The sequence below is a fragment of the Ramlibacter sp. MAHUQ-53 genome (assembly GCF_052600055.1).
In genome coordinates this window covers 35594-56173 of record NZ_JBQWTS010000001.1, presented here as the reverse complement: position 1 = coordinate 56173, position 20580 = coordinate 35594, and the positions used below count along the sequence as shown (strand labels likewise).

The 20580-nt window shown below is 68.0% G+C and carries 22 protein-coding genes and 1 tRNA gene; 19 read left to right on the top strand and 4 right to left on the bottom strand.

The annotated features are described in order from the left end of the window. Genes ACT80S_RS00250 through ACT80S_RS00240 form a run of 3 tightly spaced genes read left to right on the top strand, consistent with a single transcriptional unit; the run spans position 1 to position 1466 of the window. The gene (locus tag ACT80S_RS00250; RefSeq protein ID WP_377411251.1) at positions 1-282 is read left to right on the top strand and encodes a cupin domain-containing protein; all 282 of its coding nucleotides are present in this window, start codon (positions 1-3) and stop codon (positions 280-282) included. Next, complete coding sequence (locus ACT80S_RS00245; protein ID WP_377411249.1) at positions 279-764, top strand: VOC family protein; 486 nt, start codon at positions 279-281, stop codon at positions 762-764. Before ACT80S_RS00250 ends, ACT80S_RS00245 begins: the two co-directional genes overlap by 4 nt. Positions 765-803: 39 nt before the next feature. Further along, on the top strand, positions 804-1466 hold the full coding sequence (locus tag ACT80S_RS00240) for a molybdopterin-dependent oxidoreductase (RefSeq protein WP_377411246.1): 663 nt from the start codon (positions 804-806) through the stop codon (positions 1464-1466). A gap of 42 nt (positions 1467-1508) precedes the next feature. On the opposite strand, the gene ACT80S_RS00235 is transcribed toward ACT80S_RS00240, so the two are convergent. From ACT80S_RS00235 to ACT80S_RS00220, 4 genes are all read right to left on the bottom strand, one after another. Next, entirely contained in the window at positions 1509-2645 is a 1137-nt protein-coding gene (locus ACT80S_RS00235; protein WP_377411244.1) for a response regulator, read from the bottom strand. 93 nt (positions 2646-2738) lie between these two features. Then, entirely contained in the window at positions 2739-3392 is a 654-nt protein-coding gene (gene rsxB, locus ACT80S_RS00230; protein ID WP_377411241.1) for an electron transport complex subunit RsxB, read from the bottom strand. Further along, the gene (locus ACT80S_RS00225; protein ID WP_377411238.1) at positions 3389-4705 is read right to left on the bottom strand and encodes a polyhydroxyalkanoate depolymerase; all 1317 of its coding nucleotides are present in this window, start codon (positions 4703-4705) and stop codon (positions 3389-3391) included. The genes rsxB and ACT80S_RS00225 overlap by 4 nt, the downstream gene beginning before the upstream one ends. A gap of 186 nt (positions 4706-4891) precedes the next feature. After that, positions 4892-6088, bottom strand: a complete 1197-nt coding sequence (locus ACT80S_RS00220; protein WP_377411235.1) for an amino acid aminotransferase — start codon at positions 6086-6088, stop codon at positions 4892-4894. Between the two features lie 121 nt (positions 6089-6209). Between ACT80S_RS00220 and uvrB the strand changes: the two genes are divergently transcribed. The 16 genes from uvrB (at position 6210) to ACT80S_RS00140 (ending at position 20307) form a co-directional block, all read left to right on the top strand. Next, on the top strand, positions 6210-8306 hold the full coding sequence (uvrB, locus tag ACT80S_RS00215) for an excinuclease ABC subunit UvrB (RefSeq protein WP_377411233.1): 2097 nt from the start codon (positions 6210-6212) through the stop codon (positions 8304-8306). A gap of 182 nt (positions 8307-8488) precedes the next feature. Continuing rightward, the gene (gene iscR / locus ACT80S_RS00210) at positions 8489-9025 is read left to right on the top strand and encodes a Fe-S cluster assembly transcriptional regulator IscR (protein ID WP_377411230.1); all 537 of its coding nucleotides are present in this window, start codon (positions 8489-8491) and stop codon (positions 9023-9025) included. Positions 9026-9048: 23 nt separating this feature from the next. Then, on the top strand, positions 9049-10263 hold the full coding sequence (locus ACT80S_RS00205) for an IscS subfamily cysteine desulfurase (protein WP_377411227.1): 1215 nt from the start codon (positions 9049-9051) through the stop codon (positions 10261-10263). Between the two features lie 36 nt (positions 10264-10299). Next, complete coding sequence (gene iscU, locus ACT80S_RS00200; RefSeq protein WP_377411224.1) at positions 10300-10686, top strand: Fe-S cluster assembly scaffold IscU; 387 nt, start codon at positions 10300-10302, stop codon at positions 10684-10686. Positions 10687-10706: 20 nt separating this feature from the next. Next, entirely contained in the window at positions 10707-11030 is a 324-nt protein-coding gene (iscA, locus tag ACT80S_RS00195) for an iron-sulfur cluster assembly protein IscA (RefSeq protein WP_377412587.1), read from the top strand. After that, a complete protein-coding gene (gene hscB / locus ACT80S_RS00190) occupies positions 11027-11545 on the top strand; it encodes a Fe-S protein assembly co-chaperone HscB (RefSeq protein WP_377411222.1) in 519 nt (172 codons plus the stop codon). The genes iscA and hscB overlap by 4 nt, the downstream gene beginning before the upstream one ends. A 42-nt stretch (positions 11546-11587) precedes the next feature. After that, a complete protein-coding gene (gene hscA, locus ACT80S_RS00185) occupies positions 11588-13447 on the top strand; it encodes a Fe-S protein assembly chaperone HscA (RefSeq protein WP_377411218.1) in 1860 nt (619 codons plus the stop codon). Continuing rightward, entirely contained in the window at positions 13447-13785 is a 339-nt protein-coding gene (gene fdx, locus ACT80S_RS00180; RefSeq protein WP_377411215.1) for an ISC system 2Fe-2S type ferredoxin, read from the top strand. The genes hscA and fdx overlap by 1 nt, the downstream gene beginning before the upstream one ends. A 19-nt stretch (positions 13786-13804) precedes the next feature. Then, positions 13805-14533, top strand: coding sequence for a DNA polymerase III subunit epsilon (gene dnaQ / locus ACT80S_RS00175; protein WP_377411212.1), 729 nt, complete (start codon positions 13805-13807; stop codon positions 14531-14533). Between the two features lie 68 nt (positions 14534-14601). After that, positions 14602-14676 (top strand) — tRNA-Val (locus tag ACT80S_RS00170). Between the two features lie 96 nt (positions 14677-14772). After that, the gene (locus ACT80S_RS00165; protein ID WP_377411209.1) at positions 14773-15684 is read left to right on the top strand and encodes a tyrosine-type recombinase/integrase; all 912 of its coding nucleotides are present in this window, start codon (positions 14773-14775) and stop codon (positions 15682-15684) included. Next, entirely contained in the window at positions 15660-16259 is a 600-nt protein-coding gene (locus ACT80S_RS00160) for a hypothetical protein (RefSeq protein WP_377411206.1), read from the top strand. The genes ACT80S_RS00165 and ACT80S_RS00160 overlap by 25 nt, the downstream gene beginning before the upstream one ends. A 146-nt stretch (positions 16260-16405) precedes the next feature. Next, positions 16406-16672: a hypothetical protein gene (locus tag ACT80S_RS00155; protein WP_377411203.1), complete on the top strand. Its 267-nt coding sequence runs from the start codon at positions 16406-16408 to the stop codon at positions 16670-16672. After that, a complete protein-coding gene (locus tag ACT80S_RS00150) occupies positions 16672-19059 on the top strand; it encodes a phage/plasmid primase, P4 family (RefSeq protein WP_377411200.1) in 2388 nt (795 codons plus the stop codon). The genes ACT80S_RS00155 and ACT80S_RS00150 overlap by 1 nt, the downstream gene beginning before the upstream one ends. Before the next feature lie 144 nt (positions 19060-19203). Then, entirely contained in the window at positions 19204-19617 is a 414-nt protein-coding gene (locus tag ACT80S_RS00145; RefSeq protein ID WP_377411198.1) for a hypothetical protein, read from the top strand. A 165-nt stretch (positions 19618-19782) separates the two neighbouring features. Next, a complete protein-coding gene (locus ACT80S_RS00140) occupies positions 19783-20307 on the top strand; it encodes a hypothetical protein (RefSeq protein WP_377411195.1) in 525 nt (174 codons plus the stop codon). The last annotated feature ends 273 nt before the right edge of the window (positions 20308-20580 follow it).

The window sequence follows — 20580 nt, the reverse complement described above, 5'->3', positions numbered from 1 at the left end:
GTGACCCGCGACGACTTCCTGGCCGCCGCCCGCGCGGAAGGCCTGGCCGAGCCGGTGCTCGTCGAGTACGGCAGCACCCATTCGCTGGGTGACCACAGTCATCCCTTCGGGGCCTTCGCCCTCGTGCTCGAGGGCGAGTTCACCATCGAGGTGGCCGGCCGGGCCACCCGCTACGCCCCGGGCGACACCTTCCGCCTGGCGACGGGCACGGTCCACCGCGAGTGGGCCGGGCCGCAGGGCGCCCGCTACCTCTCCGCACGCAAGCAGGCAACGACACCATGAGCCAACGTCCCTTCCAGGTGCTGGGCATCCAGCAGATCGCCATCGGCGGCCCCAGCAAGGAGCGCCTGTCCAGACTCTGGGTCGACATGTTCGGCCTGGAGGTCACCGGCACCTTCCGCAGCGAGCGCGAGAACGTCGACGAGGACATCTGCGCCATCGGCAGCGGCCCGTTCAAGGTCGAGGTCGACCTGATGCAGCCGCTGGACCCGGAGAAGAAGCCCGCGGTCCACGCCACGCCCCTGAACCACGTGGGCCTGTGGATCGACGACCTGCCCAGGGCCGTGGAGTGGCTCACCGCGCAGGGCGTGCGCTTCGCCCCCGGCGGCATCCGCCCCGGCGCGGCGGGCTACGACATCACCTTCCTGCACCCCAAGGGCAACGAGGAGTTCCCCATCGGCGGCGAGGGCGTGCTGATCGAGCTGGTGCAGGCCCCGCCCGAGGTGGTCAAGGCCTTCGCGGCGCTGGCGGCCCGGCCCGCCTGAGGCCCGGGCGGCTGCAGGGCCTGAGCGATACTTGCGCGGATGGACAAGCGCAAGTTCCTCCTGGCGGCCGGCGCGGCCGCCGCCTCCCTGCCCGCCCTCGCGGCCAACAAGCGCCGCGCCGCGGCCAAGCCCGGCGACCGCAAGGGCGCCCGGGCCGCTGCCTCCGGCCAGGCCGCCGAGCCCGCGGCGGCCCCGAAGTCGGCGGGCCAGCCCGCCATCCTCACCCTCGCCGGCCAGGTCGGGCGCAGCAACCGCGGCCCCTCCGACGACGCGCTGGACCAGCTGATGCACAAGCACGGCGTGCGCTTCGACAAGGCCTGGACCCTGTCGCTCGCCGACCTGCTGCGCCTGCCCGCCACCACGATCCGCACCACCCTCGAGTACGACGGCCGCGTCCACGAACTGAGCGGCCCGCAGCTGGCGCTCGCCCTGGGCATGGCCAAGGTGGACGTGAACGCCGGCCTGCGGCTGGTGATGCGCGCGGTGGACGGCTACTCGCCGAGCCTGCCGGTGGCCGAGGCGCGGGCGCGCGGCATGATCCTGGCCACCCACCTCGACGGCAAGCCGCTGGCCCTGGGCGGGCTGGGCCCGCTGTGGGCGGTGTACGAGGCCGACTCGCAGCCCGACCTGCGTGACAAGCCGCTCAACGAGCGCTACGCCGCCTGCCCCTGGGGCCTGTACTTCATCGACGTGGTGGCCTGAGCGGCGCCGCGCCGCCCAGGCGGTGTCCTCGGCGGCCCGGGCTCAGGCGGCCTCGGGCACCGGCTGGCTCGGCGGCCGGTCCTGGTGCCGGCGGGCGATGGCTTCGAACTTCTCGAAATTCGCGTCGAAGACGTCGAACAGGTCGGGCGAGAACTGCGTGCCGCGGCCCACGGCCATCTGGGCGCGCACCGCCTGGGGGTCGCGCGCCTCCTTGTAGACCCGCCGCGTGACCAGGGCGTCGAAGGCGTCCGCAATCCGCATCAGCTGTGCGGCCAGCGGGATGTCGTCGCCGGACAGCCCGTCGGGGTAGCCGGTGCCGTCCCAGTTCTCGTGGTGCCAGCGCGCGATCGACTTGGCGATGGCGAGGAACTCGACCGGGTGCTCGGTATCCTGCTCGGCCCGCTCGATCGCCTGCGCGCCCAGCTCGGCGTGGGTCTTCATCACGGCCCACTCCTCCTCGTCGAAGCGGCCGGGCTTGCGCAGGATGCTGTCGGGGATGCCGACCTTGCCGATGTCGTGCAGCGGCGCGGAGCGGGCCAGCAGGCCCACCATCCGCCCCGTCAGCCGGTGCGCGTACCGCGGATGCTCCCGCAGCAGCGTCGCCAGGGTCCTCACGTACAGGGCGGTGCGCTGCAGGTGCCGGCCGGTCTCGGGGTCGCGGATCTCGGCCAGCCGCGCCAGGGCGTGGATGCCGAGGTCCTGGATCCGCTCGTTCTCCTCCATGCGCCTCGCGACCTCGGCCTCGAGGCTGGCGTTGTGCCGGGCCAGCTGGTCGCGGGCCTGCTTCAGCTCCACATGCGTGCGCACGCGCGCCAGCAGCACCGAGGGGTGGGAGGGCTTGGTCACGTAGTCGACCGCGCCGCGCAGCAGGCCGGCCTCCTCCTCATGCCGGGAGCCCATCGCGGTGAGGAAGATGACCGGGATGCCGTGGGTGCGCGGGTCCGACTTGAGGGCGGCCATGAGCTCGTGGCCGTCCATGCCGGGCATCATGATGTCGAGCAGGATCAGGTCGGGCAGCGGCGCCTGCAGGGCCAGGTCCAGGGCGAGCGGCCCGTTGTCCGCGCACCGCACGTCATAGTGGGGTTCGAGCAGCCGCGTGAGGAGGGACAGGTTGGTGGGGTCGTCGTCCACGACCAGGAGGGTCGGCCGTGCGTCGGGCGTCGGGAGTTGCGATTCCATCGTTCTGGGCGTCCTGCCACCCGCTTGGGGCGGGCCTGTCTCGGATGACCCAGGATACCAGTTGCGGATGAGCCGGCCCCGCCGGCCCGCGCCTCAGGCGCCGCGCCGCGCGCGGGCCCGGGCCAGGGCGGCCTCGATCACCGCCCGCTTGCGGGCCGCTTCCTCGCCCTCGGCGCCGTGGGTGAGGGCCGGCAGGTCGGCCAGCTTGGCGCGGGCCTTGTCCTCCAGGCGCTGGGCGTGTTCCTGCGCCTCGCGGGCCAGCCGCGCCTGGCGCAGGCTGTAGCGCTCGCGGGCGGTGGCGGCCTCGGCGGGGGTCCAGGCGTCCCAGCCAGTGCGCTCGCCCGTCAGGTTCTCCAGCGAGATGCAGTCCACCGGGCAGACCGGGATGCACAGCTCGCAGCCGGTGCACCAGGGCTCGATCACCGTGTGCATGTGCTTGTTGCTGCCCAGGATGGCGTCGGTGGGGCAGGCCTTCAGGCACAGCGTGCAGCCGATGCACCAGGCCTCGTCGATCACCGCCAGGGTGCGCGGGCCCTCGATGCCGCAGGCCGGGTCCAGGGGCAGGGCGGGGCGGCCGGTGAGGGCCGCCAGCCGCTCGACGCCCTGCAGGCCGCCCGGCGGGCACTGGTTGATGCCGGCCTCGCCATCGGCCACGGCCTGGGCGTAGCGGGCGCAGTCGGGGTAGCCGCAGCGCGTGCACTGCGTCTGCGGCAAGGCGTCGTGGATGCGCTGGGCGAGCGGCGTCACGCGACGGCGACGGATGCCGCCCGGCGGCCGCCTCGCGAGGCCTTCACCGGCTCGTTGTGCCGGAGGATGAAGTCACGCACCTCCGGGTACACCGTCTCGCGCCAGCGGCGGCCGCTGAAGATGCCGTAGTGGCCCGCGCCCGGCACCTCGATGTGCTTCTGGCGCGCCTTGGGCACGTTGAAGCACAGGCCGTGGGCCGCCTCGGTCTGGCCGGAGCCGGAGATGTCGTCCAGCTCACCCTCGACGGTGAGGTGGGCGGTGGTGGTGATGTCCTCGGGGCGCACGCGCTCGAGCTTGCCCTCGGGGCTGAGCACGTCCCAGGTGCCGTTGACCAGCTTGAACTCCTGGAACACCGTGCGGATGGTCTCCAGGTAGTAGTCGGCGTCCATGTCGAGCACGGCGTTGTACTCGTCGTAGAACTTGCGGTGCGCCTCGGCGCTGGCCTCGTCACCGACGATCAGGTGCTTGAAGTAGTCGTAGTGGCTGGAGAGGTGGCGGTCGGGGTTCATCGCCACGAAGCCGGTGTGCTGCAGGAAGCCCGGGTAGACGCGGCGGCCGGCGCCGGGGAAGCTCTGCGGCACGCGGTAGATCACGTTGTTCTCGAACCACTCGTAGCTCTTGTTCATCGCCAGGTTGTTCACCGCGGTCGGCGACTTGCGGGCGTCGATGGGGCCGCCCATCATGGTCATCGACAGCGGCGTGGTTTCGCCGCGCGAGGCCATCAGCGAGATCGCGGCCAGCACCGGCACGGTGGGCTGGCAGACCGAGACCACATGGCAGTTGCCGTACTGGCCCTGCACGTAGCGGATGAACTCCTGCACGTAGTTGACGTAGTCGTCCAGGTGGAAGGCGCCGTCTTCGAGCGGCACCATGCGGGCGTTCTTCCAGTCGGTGATGAAGACCTTGTGGTCGCGCAGCATGGTCTTGACCGTGTCGCGCAGCAGCGTGGCGTAGTGGCCCGACAGCGGCGCGACGATCAGCACGGCGGGCTGCTGCTTCATCAGGGCCAGGCGCTTGGGGTCGTCGGTAAAGCGCTTGAAGCGGCGCAGCTCGCAGAAGGGCTTGTCCACCACCACGGCCTCGTGGATCACCACGTCGGCGCCCTCGACCTTGACCGTCTTGATGCCGAACTCGGGCTTCTCGTAGTCCTTGCACAGGCGGTACATCAGCTCGTAGCCGGCCGACACGCGCTGGGAGATCGGGCTCTGCGCCATCGGCAGCAGGGGGTTGCTGTACAGCTTGGCAGCGGCCTGGGCGAAGTCCGCGAAGGGTTCCATCAGCGAGCGCTGGGCTTCGAAGATCTGGTAGAGCATGAGTCTGGGTCCCGTTTCTGGAGCTCGGAGGATTATCGGTCGCAACCGATTGTTTCCAGCTTACTGAGCCGCATTGGCCAGTGAGGAATCACCCGAACGGTACTTCGTCACAGCCCGTGCGGCCCATGAAAAAGGCCGCCCGGGGGCGGCCTTTTCGCGGCATGTACTACGGAAGTAGTGGGGGCCTCAGAGAACCTTGGCAATCGACTGGCAGACGTAGTCGATGTTCTTGCTGTTCAGGGCGGCCACGCACATGCGGCCGGTGTCGGTGCCGTAGACGCTGAACTCGTTGCGCAGGCGCACCATCTGGTCCTTGCTCAGGCCGGAGTAGCTGAACATGCCGATCTGGTCGGTGATGAAGCTCATGTCCTGCTTCACGCCGGCGGCCTTGAGCTTCTCGACCAGGGCCACGCGCATCTGCTTGATGCGGGCCCGCATGTCGCCCAGTTCCTTCTCCCACAGGGCGCGCAGCTCGGGGGTGTTGAGGACCGTGGCCACCACCGTGCCGCCGTGGATCGGCGGGTTGGAGTAGTTGGTGCGGATCATGATCTTCAGCTGCGACAGCACGCGGTCGGCTTCTTCCTTCGTCGAGCACAGCACGGACAGGCCGCCCACGCGCTCGCCGTACAGGCTGAAGCTCTTGGAGAACGAGGTGGAGACCAGGAAGTCCAGGCCGGAGGCGACGAACTTGCCGATCACGGCGCCGTCCTCGGCGATGCCGTAGCCGAAGCCCTGGTAGGCCATGTCCAGGAAGGGCACCAGGCCGGCTTCCTGGCAGGCGGCGACCACCTGGTCCCACTGGGCGGCGGAGATGTCGTAGCCGGTGGGGTTGTGGCAGCAGGCGTGCAGCACGACCACGGTGCCCTTCGGGGCGGCCTTCAGCGCGGCCAGCATGCCCTCGAAGTTGATGCCGCGCTTGGCGGCGTCGTAGTAGGGGTAGGTCTCGACGGTGAAGCCGGCCTGGGTGAACAGGGCGCGGTGGTTCTCCCAGCTCGGGTCGGAGATCAGCACCTTGGCCGAGGGGTTCAGGCGCTTGAGGAAGTCGGCGCCGATCTTCAGGCCGCCGGTGCCGCCCAGGGCCTGCACGGTGGCCACGCGGGCGGCGGTGACCGGCTCGCTGGTCGCGCCGAACACCAGGTTCTTCACCGCCTGGTCATAGGCGGCGATGCCGTCGATGGGCAGGTAGCCGCGCGGCTTGGGCGCGTCCATCATCTGCTTCTCGGCCTTCAGCACGCACTCCAGCAGCGGCAGCTTGCCGTTGTCGTCGTAGTAGACGCCCACGCCCAGGTTGACCTTGTTGGGGTTGGTGTCGGCGTTGAACTGCTCGTTGAGGCCCAGGATGGGGTCGCGCGGCGCCATTTCGACGGCGGTAAACAGAGACATGGACGTCCTTCGTGTGGTGTGTCGTACGTGAGGGGAGGGGAGCCAGGGTCTTCGGGCTTGAGGTACCCTGTCCGGCTGGCCGCGATTTTAAGCGGTCGCATCCGTGGTCACTGCCTGCCTCATGTCCGACGCCCCTGAAGCCGTCCCGTCCCCCAAGGGGGAATTCGTCACCTTCCCCGGCTCGCCCTTCGAGCTGTTCCAGCCGTACCCGCCCGCGGGCGACCAGCCCGCCGCCATCGCCCAGCTGGTCGAGGGGGTGGAGGACGGCGAGGTGTTCCAGACCCTGCTGGGGGTGACCGGCTCCGGCAAGACCTACACCATGGCCAACGTCATCGCCCGCCTGGGGCGGCCGGCCATCGTGTTCGCGCCGAACAAGACCCTGGCGGCGCAGCTGTACAGCGAATTCCGCGAGTTCTTCCCGAAGAACGCGGTCGAGTACTTCGTCTCCTACTACGACTACTACCAGCCCGAGGCCTACGTGCCGCAGCGGGACCTGTTCATCGAGAAGGACAGCTCGATCAACGAGCACATCGAGCAGATGCGGCTGTCCGCCACCAAGAGCGTGCTGGAGCGGCGCGACACGGTGATCGTGGCCACGGTGAGCGCCATCTACGGCATCGGCGCGCCGGAGGACTACACGAAGATGCGCTTCATCCTGCGCGCCGGCGACAAGCTCGGCCAGCGCGACGCGATCGCCAAGCTGATTCGCATGCAGTACAAGCGCAACGACCACGAGTTCGGCCGCGGCACCTTCCGCGTGCGCGGCGACACGATCGACGTGTTCCCCGCCGAACACAGCGAACTGGCGGTGCGCCTGGAGCTGTTCGACGACGAGCTGGAGTCGCTGCAGCTGTTTGACCCGCTCACCGGCCGGATCCGGCAGAAGGTGCCGCGCTTCACCATCTACCCCTCCAGCCACTACGTGACGCCGCGCGAGAAGGTGCTGGCGGCGGTGGAGTCGATCAAGCTGGAGCTGGACCAGCGCCTGAAGGAGCTGGTGGGCATGGGCAAGCTGGTGGAGGCGCAGCGGCTGGAGCAGCGCACCCGCTTCGACCTGGAGATGCTCTCCGAGCTGGGCCACTGCAAGGGCATCGAGAACTACACCCGCCACCTCTCGGGTTCGCCCCCGGGCTCGCCGCCGCCTACCATGGTGGACTACATGCCCAAGGACAGCGTGATGTTCCTGGACGAGAGCCACCAGATGATCGGCCAGCTCTCGGCCATGTACAACGGCGACCGCGCCCGCAAGACCACCCTGGTGGAGTACGGCTTCCGCCTGCCCTCGGCGCTGGACAACCGGCCGCTGAAGTTCGAGGAGTTCGAGGCCCGCATGCGCCAGGTGGTCTTCGTCTCGGCCACGCCGGCCGACTACGAGAAGCAGCACGCCAGCAAGGTGGTCGAGCAGGTGGTGCGGCCCACCGGCCTGGTGGACCCGCTGGTCGAGGTGCGCCCGGCCACCCACCAGGTCGACGACGTGCTGCAGGAGATCCGCATCCGCACCGACCTGGGCGAGCGCGTCCTGATCACCACCCTGACCAAGCGGATGGCCGAGCAGCTCACCGACTACCTCAGCGACAACGGCGTCAAGGTCCGCTACATGCACAGCGACATCGACACGGTGGAGCGGGTCGAGATCCTTCGCGACCTGCGCCTGGGCGCCTTCGACGTGCTGGTGGGCATCAACCTGCTGCGCGAGGGCCTGGACATCCCCGAGGTCTCGCTGGTGGCCATCCTGGACGCGGACAAGGAAGGCTTCCTGCGGGCCGAGCGTTCGCTGATCCAGACCATCGGCCGGGCGGCGCGCAACCTCAACGGCAAGGCCATCCTCTACGCCGACCGCATCACCGAGTCCATGCGCAAGGCCATCGGCGAGACCGAGCGCCGGCGCGCCAAGCAGGTCGCCTTCAACGAGGCCCACGGCATCACGCCGCGCAGCATCGTCAAGCAGGTGCGCGACCTCATCGACGGGGTCTACAGCGAGAAGTCCGGCAAGGAGGCCCAGGCCCAGGAGCTGGCGCGGGCCCAGGCGCAGGACCTGTCCGAGAAGGACATCGCCAAGGAAATCAAGCGGCTGGAGAAGCTCATGCTCGAGCACGCCAAGAACCTGGAGTTCGAGAAGGCGGCCCGGGTGCGCGACCAGCTGGCCCTGCTGCGCGAGCAGGCCTTCGGCGGCCCCGGCCACGACAACGTGGTGCCGATCCAGGCCGGCCAGCGCTGACCTGCGGCCCGCGGCGGGGCGGGGGCGGGGCGGGGCGGGGCGGGAGTACCCGACAAGCTATGTCGGTTTTAGGGTATACTTGACCGGCCTAGTCAGGAAAAGGGGATTTGAATCCCCCCAGGCGGGCGGCAGCCGCCGCCCGGCGGCTGGAACCGGCTTGGCACCTCAGCAAGGAGCTTGCGATGCGTCTCACCACCAAAGGCCGCTTTGCGGTCACCGCGATGATCGACCTGGCGCTGCGCCAGAACAATGGTCCCGTCACCCTGGCGGCCATCAGCCAGCGCCAGCAGATCTCGCTGTCGTACCTGGAGCAGCTGTTCGGCAAGCTTCGCCGCCATGAGCTGGTCGAGTCCACCCGGGGCCCGGGCGGCGGCTACACGCTCGGCCGCAAGGCGGCCGAGATCACCGTGGCCGACATCATCGTCTCCGTCGACGAGCCGCTGGACGCCACCCAGTGCGGCGGCAAGGAGAACTGCACCGGCGACGGCGGGCGCTGCATGACCCATGAGCTGTGGGCCGCGCTGAACCAGCGCATGGTCGAGTTCCTCGACTCGGTGACCCTGCAGAAGCTGGTCGACGAGCAGCTCGCCAAGGGCATCCAGATCGAGGACAAGCCGGCCGTCAAGCGTGCGATCTCCAGCACGCCGGTGGTCAAGCCGATCCGCGTCAACGCCCCCAATTCCGTGTTCGCCCTGGGCAGCGCCCTGGCCAAGAGCTGATCCTTTTTGCATTCCATTCGAGCATGACCCCGCATTTCCCGATCTACATGGACTACGGCGCGACGACGCCGGTCGACCCCCGCGTGGTGGACGCGATGATCCCCTGGCTGCGCGAGCACTTCGGCAACCCGGCGTCCCGCAGCCACGCCTGGGGCTGGGAGGCGGAAGAGGCGGTCGAGAAGGCGCGCGGCCACGTGGCCGACCTGATCGGCGCGGACCCGCGCGAGATCGTCTGGACCTCCGGCGCCACCGAGTCGAACAACCTCGCCATCAAGGGCGCGGCGCACTTCTACCAGTCGCGCGGCAAGCACCTGATCACCGTCAAGACCGAGCACAAGGCGGTCCTGGACTGCATGCGCGAGCTGGAGCGCCAGGGCTTCGAGGTGACCTACCTCGACGTGCAGGAAGACGGCATGCTGGACCTGGAGAAGTTCAAGGCCGCCCTGCGCCCCGACACCATCCTGGCCAGCGTGATGTTCGTGAACAACGAGATCGGCGTCATCCAGGACATCCCCGCGCTGGGCGCGATCTGCCGCGAGAAGGGCATCCTTTTCCACGTGGACGCCGCCCAGGCCACCGGCAAGGTGGCGATCGACCTGGCCACGCTGCCGGTGGACCTCATGAGCCTGGCCTCGCACAAGACCTACGGCCCCAAGGGCATCGGCGCGCTGTACGTGCGCCGCAAGCCGCGCGTGCGCCTGGAAGCCCAGATGCACGGCGGCGGCCACGAGCGCGGCATGCGCTCGGGCACGCTGCCCACGCACCAGTGCGTGGGCATGGGCGAGGCCTTCCGCCTGGCCAAGCTGGAGATGGCCCAGGACAACGCCAAGGCCCGCGCCCTGCACCAGCGCATGCTCGACGGCCTGAAGGACATCGAGCAGGTGTTCGTCAACGGCCACCTGGAGCACCGCGTCCCGCAGAACCTGAACATGAGCTTCAACTTCGTCGAGGGCGAGTCGCTGATCATGGGCATCAAGGGCCTGGCGGTGTCGTCCGGCTCGGCCTGCACCTCGGCTTCGCTGGAGCCGAGCTACGTGCTGCGTGCCCTGGGCCGCAGCGACGAGCTGGCCCACAGCAGCCTGCGCATGACGATCGGCCGCTTCACCACCGAGGAAGAGGTGGACTACGCGATCGACACCATCAAGAAGAACGTGGCCAAGCTGCGTGAGCTCAGCCCCCTCTGGGAGATGTACCAGGACGGCGTGGACCTGAGCACCATCCAGTGGTCGGCCCACTGACCCTGACCCGAGAAGAACGCGAGAGAGGAACACACCATGGCTTACTCTGAAAAGGTCGTTGACCACTACGAGAACCCCCGCAACGTCGGCTCCTTCGACAAGGGCGACGAGTCGGTGGGCACCGGCATGGTCGGTGCGCCCGCCTGCGGCGACGTGATGAAGCTGCAGATCAAGGTGAACCCGGCCACCGGCGTCATCGAGGACGCGCGCTTCAAGACCTACGGCTGCGGCTCCGCCATCGCCTCCAGCTCGCTCGTGACCGAGTGGGTCAAGGGCAAGACGCTGGACGAGGCCGCCGCGCTGAAGAACAGCCAGATCGCCGAGGAACTGGCCCTGCCGCCGGTGAAGATCCACTGCTCCATCCTCGCCGAGGACGCGATCAAGGCGGCCGTCGACGACTACAAGAAGAAGCACGCGAATTGAACACCGCCGCCGCCACTCCGATGGCCGTCACGCTGACGGACGCCGCCGCGCGCCACATCAACCGCTACCTGAGCAAGCGGGGCAAGGGCGTGGGCGTGCGCCTGGGCGTCAAGACCACGGGCTGCTCGGGCCTGGCCTACAAGCTCGAGTACGTGGACGAGGTCGCCCCCGAGGACATCGTCTTCGAGAGCAACGGCGTCAAGCTGATGGTGGACCCCAAGAGCCTGGCCTACATCGACGGCACGCAGCTGGACTTCGTGCGCGAAGGCCTGAACGAGGGGTTCAAGTTCAACAACCCCAATGAGCGGGACCGCTGCGGCTGCGGCGAATCCTTCCGCGTGTGAACCTCGCCGACGACGACTTCACCCTGTTCGGCCTGCCGCCGCGATTCCACCAGGACCGCGCGGCGATCGACGCGCGCTGGAAGGAGCTCCAGCGCGAGGCCCATCCCGACCGTTTCGCGGCCCAGGGTGCGGCGGCCCAGCGCGTGGCCATGCAGTGGTCGGTGCGCATCAACGAGGCCTACCAGCGCCTGAAGAACCCGCTGCATCGCGCCGCCTACCTGTGCGAGCAGCGCGGCGCGCCGATCAACGCCGAGAGCAACACCGCCATGCCGGCCCGCTTCCTCATGGAGCAGATGGCCTGGCGCGAGGCGCTGGAGGAGGCCGAGACCGAGGCCGACCTGGACACGCTGTCCGACCAGCTCGCCGGCTCGCGCAGCGAGGTGCTGCGCGACATCGAGCGCCTGCTCGACGAAGCCGGCGATGCCGCCGGCGCGGCGCAGCAGGTCAGGGCGCTGATGTTCATCGAGCGATTTGCCCATGACGTCGAGGCGCGCTTCGATCAACTGGGACAATAGCGGGATGCCGTTTTCCAATCCCGCGCAGGGGAGGGCTGCCTGATGGCCCTGCTGCAGATTTCCGAACCGGGCCAGGCGCCCGACCCGCACGCCCGCCGCATCGCCGTGGGCATCGACCTGGGCACCACCCATTCGCTGGTGGCTTCCGTGCGCCATGGCGTGGCCGAGTGCCTGCCCGATGGCGAGGGCCGCGTGATCCTGCCCTCGGTGGTGCGCTACCTCGAGGGCGGCGGCCGCCAGATCGGTTTCGACGCCCAGGCCGCCCAGGCCCTGGACCCCGAGAACACCATCGCCTCGGTCAAGCGCTTCATGGGCCGCGGGCTGAAGGACATCGCCGGCCGCGAGAAGCTGCCGTACCGATTCGTCGACCAGCCCGGCATGGTGTCGCTGGAGACCCGCGCCGGCGCCAAGAGCCCGGTGGAGGTCAGCGCCGAGATCCTGGCCACGCTGCGTTACCGCGCCGAGGACACCTTCAACGACGACCTGTACGGCGCGGTCATCACCGTCCCCGCCTACTTCGATGACGCCCAGCGCCAGGCCACCAAGGACGCCGCGCAGCTGGCCGGCCTGAACGTGCTGCGCCTGATCAACGAGCCCACCGCCGCCGCCATCGCCTATGGCCTGGACAACGGCAGCGAGGGCGTTTACGCCGTCTACGACCTGGGCGGCGGCACCTTCGACATCTCCATCCTGCGCCTGGCGCGCGGCGTGTTCGAGGTCATCGCCACCGGCGGCGACTCCGCCCTGGGCGGCGACGACTACGACCGCGCCCTGGCCGAGGTCATGCTCGCCGGCGCCGGCGCGCAGGCCGCCTCCGCCGAGGACAAGGCCGCCATCAAGGTCGCCGCCCGCGCCGCCAAGGAGGCCCTGTCCGACGCCGCCACGGCCACCGTCACCGCCACCCTGGGCGGGCGCGAGGTGGCCTTCACCGTGACGCGCGACCAGTTCGAGGCCGCCACGCACGACCTCACCGGCCGCACGCTGTCGGCGGTGCGCAAGGCGCTGCGTGATGCCAGGCTGTCGAAGGACGAGGTCCAGGGCGTGGTCATGGTGGGCGGCTCCACCCGCATGCCGCAGGTGCAGCGCGCGGTGGGCGAGTTCTTCGGCCGCGAGCCCCTGACCAACCTGAACCCCGACGAGGTCGTGGCCCTGGGCGCGGCCCTGCAGGCCAACCAGCTCGCCGGCAACGACGCCACGGGCGACCTGCTGCTGCTGGACGTGATCCCGCTGTCCCTGGGCATCGAGACCATGGGCGGGCTGGTGGAGCGCATCGTCCACCGCAACGAGACCATCCCCACCGCCAAGGCGCAGGACTTCACCACCTACCAGGACGGCCAGACCGCGATGGCGCTGCACGTGGTGCAGGGCGAGCGCGACCTGGTACAGGACTGCCGCAGCCTCGCGCGCTTCGTGTTGCGCGGCATCCCGCCGATGGCGGCCGGCGCCGCGCGCATCCGCGTGACCTTCACCGTCGACGCCGACGGCCTGCTGTCCGTCTCCGCGAAGGAGCAGGGCAGCGGCGTCGAGGCGAAGATCGACGTCAAGCCGTCCTACGGCCTGTCCGACGAGCAGATCGCGAAGATGCTGCAGGAGAGCTTCTCCACCGCCGAACAGGACATCCGCGCCCGCGCGCTGGTCGAGGCCCGGGTCGATGCCGACCGCCTGGTGCTGGCCACGCGCAGCGCTCTGGCCGCCGACGGCGCGCTGCTCTCCACGGAGGAGCGCGCGCGCATCGAAGACGCCATCACCGCCCTCGAGAAGGCCGCGCGCGAAGCCACCGAGGCCGCCCCGGTCGAGGCCGCCAGCGAGGCGCTGGCCAAGGCCACCGAGGGCTTCGCCGCCGAACGCATGAACCACAGCATCCAGCAGGCCCTGGCCGGCCGGAACGTGGAGACCCTCTGATGCCCACGATCAAGATCCTGCCGCACCCCGAGTACTGCCCCCAGGGCGCCCAGATCACTGCGCCCGCCGGCACCAGCATCTGCGAGGCGCTCCTGGACAACGACATCCGCATCGAGCACGCCTGCGACATGAGCTGCGCCTGCACCACCTGCCACGTGGTGGTGCGCGAGGGCTTCAGCAGCCTCAACGAGCTGGAGGAGGCCGAGGAAGACCTGCTCGACCGCGCCTGGGGCCTGGAGCCGAACTCGCGCCTGTCCTGCCAGGCCATCGTCGACCACAAGGACCTGGTGGTGGAGATTCCCAAGTACTCCATCAACCACGCCAAAGAGAACCACTGAGACTGGATAGGATCCCGGCATGCGCCAGATCATCCTCGACACCGAAACCACCGGCCTGTCCGCCGAGAACGGCGACCGCATCATCGAGATCGGCTGCGTGGAGCTGGTGGCGCGCAAGCTCACCGGCAACAACAAGCACTTCTACATCAACCCGGAGCGTGACAGCCACGAGGACGCGCTCAAGGTCCACGGCATCAGCAACGAGTTCCTGCGGGACAAGCCCAAGTTCGCCGAGATCGTCGACGAGCTGATGGACTACCTCGCCGGCGCCGAGATCATCATCCACAACGCGCCCTTCGACGTCGGCTTCATGAACAAGGAGCTGGAGCTGGTGGGGCGCCCCGGCTTCAAGACCTTCGTCGCCAGCGTGGTGGACTCGCTGGCCCTGGCGAAGGAGCAGTTCCCCGGCAAGCGCAACAGCCTCGACGCGCTGTGTGACCGGCTCGGCGTGGACAACTCGGGCCGCACGCTGCACGGCGCGCTGCTGGACGCCGAGCTGCTCGCGGACGTCTACATCAACCTGACCCGCGGCCAGGACGCGCTCCTGATCGACGCCGGCCCGGCCGAATCCTCCGCGCATGCGGCGGTGGCCATCGACCTGAGCGGCTTCGTGCTGCCCGTGATCGCCGCCAACGAGCAGGAGGTCGCGGCCCATGCCGAGGTCCTCAAGCAGCTGGACAAGGCCAGCGGCGGAAAAACGTTGTGGCGAAGCTTCGAAGTTGAGAAGCCGCCGGAAACTGTGGCATAATTGAGGGCTTCCGAGGAACACAAATAATTGAGTTGTTCGGAAGCTTAGAAGTCGCTTCCAAGCCGATGGGGTGGTTAGCTCAGTGGTAGAGCATCGCCTTCACACGGCGGGGGTCGGGGGTTCGAAACCCTCACCACCCACCATCAGTCTTGGAAATGCGTTAGTATTCAAGCACTTGGTCGCACGCTTGCGGCGATTTTCATCAACGGTCACGGCAGTGACCTCGAGGAGAATCGAAAGTGCACCAAGCCCCCAAGAAGTCCATCGACCTGGCCGCTGCCTTGCAGGCAGTCTGCGTTGCGCCTGCCGCGCAACTTTCTCTGGCCGAACTCCTGAACGCCTACAACGTCGCCCGTGGCGGTGAGGATCTGCTGCGCCTGCGCAAGTGGATCGACGCCTTCGGCACTCGCTCGGCCTGGTCCATCACCGCAGAGGAGCTCGAGGCCGCCGCCCAAGCCATGATCGAGCACGGCTACGCCCCGGCCACCGCCAACCGGGACCTGTCCGCCCTGGGCTCGGCCTACCGGTGGGCGCGCACCAAGCGCCTGACACCGCGCGGCTTCAAGAGTCCCACCCTGGGCGTGCGTCGCTTCGAAGAGCCGGTGCGCCGCGTGCACATCAAGGCCGAGGACCTCGAACGCCTCAAGGTCCGCGCGCTGGCCTATCCCGACCGGCGCTTTGGCGCCTTCGTGAGCCTGCTGATCGAGACCGGCGCGCGCAAGTCCGAGTTACTCGAGCGCCGCTGGACCGACGTGGACCTGGCGAAGGGCGAAATCCTGGCGCCCATGACCAAGAACGGGACACCGCGCGTGCTGTTTTTCAGCGATGCGACCCGCCAGCTGCTGCAACGCCTGTGGCCCAACCCCAAGGCGGCAGATCTGCTGTTCGAGGGTCGCGTGCCGGGCCAGCCGATCTCGTTTCGCAAGGCGTGGTCTATCGTGACGCGCGACGTGGGGCTGCCGCAGTTGCGCATGCACGACATCCGCCACGCCGCAGCGGCCAATCTCCTGCGCTCGGGCGTGACGCTCGGGGTGGCCGCCCAGGTCCTGGGGCATGATCCGGCTGTGTTGGCGCGTCGCTACGGCCATCTGGAGACGGCCTCGCTGCGGCGCGCGCAGGAGCAGGCATGGAGTCAAACGACAGCGAATTGACGTGGTATGACCTGGCCCACTGGCTCACGGTGGGGCGGGTCACCGAGGCCACCTTGGCCAGCGCCATCGAGCAGCACGGGATCTGGGGGTTCGACCGGTTCGGTCGCTTCAAGCACTTCGCGCCGGCGAAAGATCCGCAAAAGCAGGCCCAGGAGCTCGGGGAGGTGTTCGATGCGCTGGCAGCCAACTACGCGGCATCCCTCGAGCACGATGAGCTCGTGCCCGTCGAGAACCTCTGGGGCACCGAGGTCTATTGCCGCTTCGGGTGGCCCCAGGGCAAGGAACCAGACTTCGTCGCCATCGCCGCCGGCCAAGGGCCAGCGCCACGGCCTGCCCATGTCCAACGGGCGGCCGATGCCAAGCGCGCCGCCAACGATCTGCGGCTGATCGGCGCGCTGATGGACTTCATTCGCGGCGACTACACGCCTCAGCCACATCCGCACTACGCGAACCAGGCGCAGCTGATCGAGCTGCTGACCACGAAGATGGCGGGCTATCCCGGCTTCAGCAAGCGCAAGCTCGAAGCGACCTTCGCGCAGGCGCGACGCGCACTGGACGACACGCGCGATCTCTGAAGCGGCCGACGCCGCCCGCACCGCAATTGGAGGATCGGCCACCGCAACTGCGGTGCGGTCGCAGCAGGTACTGAGCAAACTGCCTATCACTCGCCGCAAGCGTGTGATCGAAAGGAACCTCAGTGAACCCTGCACAGCACCATTGGATGACTGGACCAGACGCCTGGTCCGCGTTCATCCAGCAACACCCCGAGTTGGGCTACCGGCCCGGCCGGATGAATTTCCACAATTTCCTGCGCATGACGCGCGAGCGGTTGATCCAGGCCGACGCGATCCGCCGCGCGCGTGGGCGCCATTGGATCGCTCATGTGCCGCGCTTCAGTGCGGTGGCCTTCGAACTGGCCACCGGTGGGCAACCGCTCGCACAGGCATTCGACACGGATTCCGTGCCGTCGCATCCGGAGGTGCGGTGATGGAGGCGATCGTGTCGACACCGACCCTCTTGCTGCCGCTGCGGCCCGAAGGCATCCCGCATTACTTGCGCATCCAGCCGCGTTGGGCCCCTTGGGCAGCTGTCTGGCAGGAGGAGCGTGGCAAGTGGAAGAAGATTCCCCGGCGCGCCGAGGCGCCCGCGGTGGGCCTGTCGCCCCAGTCCCTGGAGGGGTGGACGACTTTCGACGCCGCATTGGCCAGCTGCCTGCGTCACCCGCGCAGCGTCGCCGGCCTGGGCTTCTTGCTGACCGACATCGAGGACCTCGTGGCCATCGATCTGGACCACTGCAGTGACGAGGCCGGCGCCCCCGACGACTTCGCCTCGGACATCTTGGAGCGTGCGCGCAGCGAAGGGGGCTACATCGAGCGCAGCCCCAGTGGCCGTGGGTTTCGCATCTTTCTGCGGGCTCGCGAGGCCGATCCGGACTGGACCCACCACGAGGTGGGCCTGGAAGTCTATCGGGGCAGCAGCGCCCGCTTCGTCACGGTCACGGGACACGCTTTGGCGCAGCCGATCGATGGTGGCGTCGCCGAGCGTTCGGATCTGCTGGAGTACTTGAAAAGGCGCTACCGCGGTGCACGCATCGCCCAGTCGAACGTCCGGGTCCAGGCGGCACCGCCCCTGTTGGATGAACGTGAGATCCCTTCGCTCCAAGAGCTTTCCGATCTGGGGGTGTCGCAACACGCGCTCTCGTTCTTGAGCGAGGGCCCCGAAGGCACCGACCGTTCCCGTGCTTTGTTCGCCAGCGGCGTCGAGTTGTGCAAGCACCTGGCGCCACCGGTTTGTCTGTCCGTGCTCGTCCACAACGAGCATGCCTGGACCATCGCCCTGGATCACCGGAACAGTGAAGACGCCGCCATCGACTACCTGTGGCGCCAGCACGTGGTCAAGGCTCAAGCGCGCCTGGAGGGCAGCGGTCTGAGCGAGACCGACTTCGACGACCTGGCCGAATTCGAGCCGGAAGGCGGTGCTGGGCGTAGGGGCCACACGATGGATCCGCGGGTGGACCCGAGCACCGGGGAATTGATCGATACGACTGAGCGCGATGCGGTGCGCGGCAGCGACCAGGACTTCGCCCGCCGGTTCGTGGCGGCTGCAAGCGGGCGTCTGCGTTGGACGCCAGGGCTGGATTGGATGATCAACCTGGGCAGTCACTGGGTGCGCGACGAGCTCTTGCAGGCGGCCCGCCTGGCCGCAGCGGTGTGCGCAACGTCGTCATTGGAGATGAGCGCCAAGTTGCGGAAGACGGCGTGTTCGGCCTCCACCGCGTCGGCCGTGCTTCGGCTGGCTCGCCACGCCTCGGGGGTCGTCACGCCCACCAAAGCCTGGGATGCCTCACCGATGCTGCTCAACACCCCTGGCGAGGTCATCGACCTGGAGACGGGGCGCGCCATCGATCGAGCTGACTGGCTGTTCACCCAGGTGACGGCGGTCGCCCCGGCTGCGACCCCGACACCCCTGTGGGATCGCTTCCTGGACGAGGTCTTCGGTGGGGATGCGGCCATGGTGGAGTTCGTCCAGCGTCTGTTCGGCTATTGCCTGACCGGTAGTGTTCGTGAACAGAAGTTGTTTTTTCTGTATGGCGCGGGCGCCAACGGCAAGTCGGTGCTGCTCGACGTCCTGCGTCATGTTGCGGGCACCTATGCGCACAACCTGCCGTCCGAGGCCCTGATGCGCCAGAGTGTCGAGGGGCATCCCACGATGCTGGCCTCCCTGCACGGGCGGCGGGTCGCGATCTCCTCCGAGATCGAGGAGTCGGCCCATTGGAACGAATCGCGCATCAAGTCTTTGACGGGTGATCAGACCCTCACGGCGCGGTTTATGCGGCAGGACTTCTTCACCTTTGCGATCACCCACAAGCATGTGATCGCGGGCAATTTCAAGCCGCGCCTCAAGGGCGACGACACCGCGATGGCGCGCCGGTTGGTCCTGATCCCCTTCGAGCAGCGGTTCGAGGGAGCGCGCCGTGACGATCGCCTGCTTGAAAAGCTCATGGCCGAGGGCTCGGGAATCTTGGCCTGGGCGATCGAGGGCGCCCGCAAATGGGCCCAGAGCGGGTTGGTCCTGCCGCCCAGGGTGCTGCGCGCGTCCCAGGAGTACCTGGCCGAGAACGACGATTTGGCGTTGTGGTTGGCCGAGTGTTGCGTCGCAGAAAAAGACGCCACGGTACGCGCCGGTGCCTGCTATGCGTCCTTCCAGATGTTCAAGCAGCGCAGCGGGGAGGTGCCACCGTCCCAGAAAGCCTTCTCCCAGCGTCTGGTTCGTCGCTTCGACAAGGCGCGCGACAGCAACGGGTACTACTTCGTGGGGCTGCGTCTGCGCACGCCCACTGACGACCTGTCGGTCGAGCGCGGCGAAGACCCGTGAACTCGCCCAAAACCCAGCCGTGCAGCTTCTGCACCTTCGGCTCATTGAATCGCTTCGACCGCACAGGTGGGGGAGGTCTTGGAATTTCTCCTACATACCCTGCATGAGTGGTCGATCGGCAGACCCCTGGGGTTGAAAAAACCCATGCATTTGAAAGTAATCATCATGTTGAACGAGCTGCTCGAATATTCCCAGTTCACCGGCCTGATCGAGGGCGACTCGGTCTCCCCCGCGGGAATGCTGTTGCTCCTGGGCCGCCTCGCCAACGACCCTCACTGGTGTAAAGAAGCCGACCGTCGCGCGCGCGCTGCCGCCATGGTGGAGACGATCTTGGACATCGCGGAGGCCCATGGCTTCACTGGCACGAGGGAGTTCCAGGCCCTGTTGGGCGACAACGTCGTTTCGGCCCGCAGTGTGGATTTGGCCGAGGACGCGGCCGCGGCGGCCGGCCGGGAAATCTTTGATGCGCTGTACCGGCCGATGCATGTCCGGGAAGCCGCCAGGCAGGTGCTGCGGCGCCATGGGGTGAATTCCCGTAGGGGGCCCCTGGCACGTTGAACGCCGCGGGGGCGCGACGAGGCATGCTGCTCGAGAGTTTTTGGGCCTGGCTACTTTGATTGCCGCCGTTAGCTTTCTGCTTGGTGTCCGGCTGTCGTGACACGCCCGGCAGTGCCCCCATATATAGTCATAAAATATTATTTATCGTAACCAATTTGATCTGCGATGAAAGACTTGCACGCTGGCCAGCCTCAAGTGGATCCGCTGGATTTCAAGACTGCGCTCGATCGTGATCTACGCTCCAAGAGAATCAATGAACGAATTCTCGCGGCGGAGCTGGGCGTCACCCAACAAACGATAAGCAAGTGGCGCCATAAAGGCTACGCACCGCGATATCGCGTTCAGCCGCTGCTGGACTTTTTGGGACCGGACAGCCATCTGGCGCAATTGAACATGCACGAGGTCCTGGGTTCACGTACGAACCTGAGGTCCGAGCCGCCGCGGAACCTTAAGCGACCTGCAGCTGCGGGCTCGAAGCCTCGTGCGCAGACGATTTCTGCTGGTGAGGAGGCTGGTGAGTCGGCCATGCCCCGCCGGTCGGTGAACCATGCTGGGCGGAGTGATGGCGGGGGCACTTTTGCGCTCCTCATCCAAATGCCGAAGCGGCTGGAGGCTGCATTGATGGCCCGCGGTGGGGCGAAGTGGGCGGAGTCCCGCCTCGAGCAGCTGCTGCTGTGGGAGAGCTCGTGAGTCGCTCAAAGGGATACGGGGGGCACGGCGACGCGAGTGCCGGCTGACGGATGCTTCCGATGGCTTGCCTCGGGGCCTCTTTCAACCTTTCCGAGTCAGGTTGCGCGAACCCGAAGCGGTTCACGGAGGGCCGGGTCGCGTTTCCTGGTGAAATTCCAGCCGAACGGCTGGCAAAATCAAAACGATTCACGCTCCGTTCGGGGGCTGACATTCGGCGAGCTGTCAGGATCGAGTTCTGGGGTGATTGAACGCTGCATCGAGGGTATCCGTCGG

What these genes read in the sequence shown, in the direction of transcription:
- ACT80S_RS00245 (WP_377411249.1), top strand. Translation starts at nt 279, where the DNA reads ATGAGCCAACGTCCCTTCCAGGTGCTGGGCATCCAGCAGATCGCCATC.
- ACT80S_RS00240 (WP_377411246.1), top strand. Translation starts at nt 804, where the DNA reads ATGGACAAGCGCAAGTTCCTCCTGGCGGCCGGCGCGGCCGCCGCCTCC.
- ACT80S_RS00235 (WP_377411244.1), bottom strand. Translation starts at nt 2,645, where the DNA reads ATGGAATCGCAACTCCCGACGCCCGACGCACGGCCGACCCTCCTGGTC.
- ACT80S_RS00225 (WP_377411238.1), bottom strand. Translation starts at nt 4,705, where the DNA reads ATGCTCTACCAGATCTTCGAAGCCCAGCGCTCGCTGATGGAACCCTTC.
- ACT80S_RS00220 (WP_377411235.1), bottom strand. Translation starts at nt 6,088, where the DNA reads ATGTCTCTGTTTACCGCCGTCGAAATGGCGCCGCGCGACCCCATCCTG.
- uvrB (WP_377411233.1), top strand. Translation starts at nt 6,210, where the DNA reads ATGTCCGACGCCCCTGAAGCCGTCCCGTCCCCCAAGGGGGAATTCGTC.
- iscR (WP_377411230.1), top strand. Translation starts at nt 8,489, where the DNA reads ATGCGTCTCACCACCAAAGGCCGCTTTGCGGTCACCGCGATGATCGAC.
- ACT80S_RS00205 (WP_377411227.1), top strand. Translation starts at nt 9,049, where the DNA reads ATGACCCCGCATTTCCCGATCTACATGGACTACGGCGCGACGACGCCG.
- iscU (WP_377411224.1), top strand. Translation starts at nt 10,300, where the DNA reads ATGGCTTACTCTGAAAAGGTCGTTGACCACTACGAGAACCCCCGCAAC.
- iscA (WP_377412587.1), top strand. Translation starts at nt 10,707, where the DNA reads ATGGCCGTCACGCTGACGGACGCCGCCGCGCGCCACATCAACCGCTAC.
- hscA (WP_377411218.1), top strand. Translation starts at nt 11,588, where the DNA reads ATGGCCCTGCTGCAGATTTCCGAACCGGGCCAGGCGCCCGACCCGCAC.
- fdx (WP_377411215.1), top strand. Translation starts at nt 13,447, where the DNA reads ATGCCCACGATCAAGATCCTGCCGCACCCCGAGTACTGCCCCCAGGGC.
- dnaQ (WP_377411212.1), top strand. Translation starts at nt 13,805, where the DNA reads ATGCGCCAGATCATCCTCGACACCGAAACCACCGGCCTGTCCGCCGAG.
- ACT80S_RS00160 (WP_377411206.1), top strand. Translation starts at nt 15,660, where the DNA reads ATGGAGTCAAACGACAGCGAATTGACGTGGTATGACCTGGCCCACTGG.
- ACT80S_RS00155 (WP_377411203.1), top strand. Translation starts at nt 16,406, where the DNA reads ATGACTGGACCAGACGCCTGGTCCGCGTTCATCCAGCAACACCCCGAG.
- ACT80S_RS00150 (WP_377411200.1), top strand. Translation starts at nt 16,672, where the DNA reads ATGGAGGCGATCGTGTCGACACCGACCCTCTTGCTGCCGCTGCGGCCC.
- ACT80S_RS00145 (WP_377411198.1), top strand. Translation starts at nt 19,204, where the DNA reads ATGCATTTGAAAGTAATCATCATGTTGAACGAGCTGCTCGAATATTCC.
- ACT80S_RS00140 (WP_377411195.1), top strand. Translation starts at nt 19,783, where the DNA reads ATGAAAGACTTGCACGCTGGCCAGCCTCAAGTGGATCCGCTGGATTTC.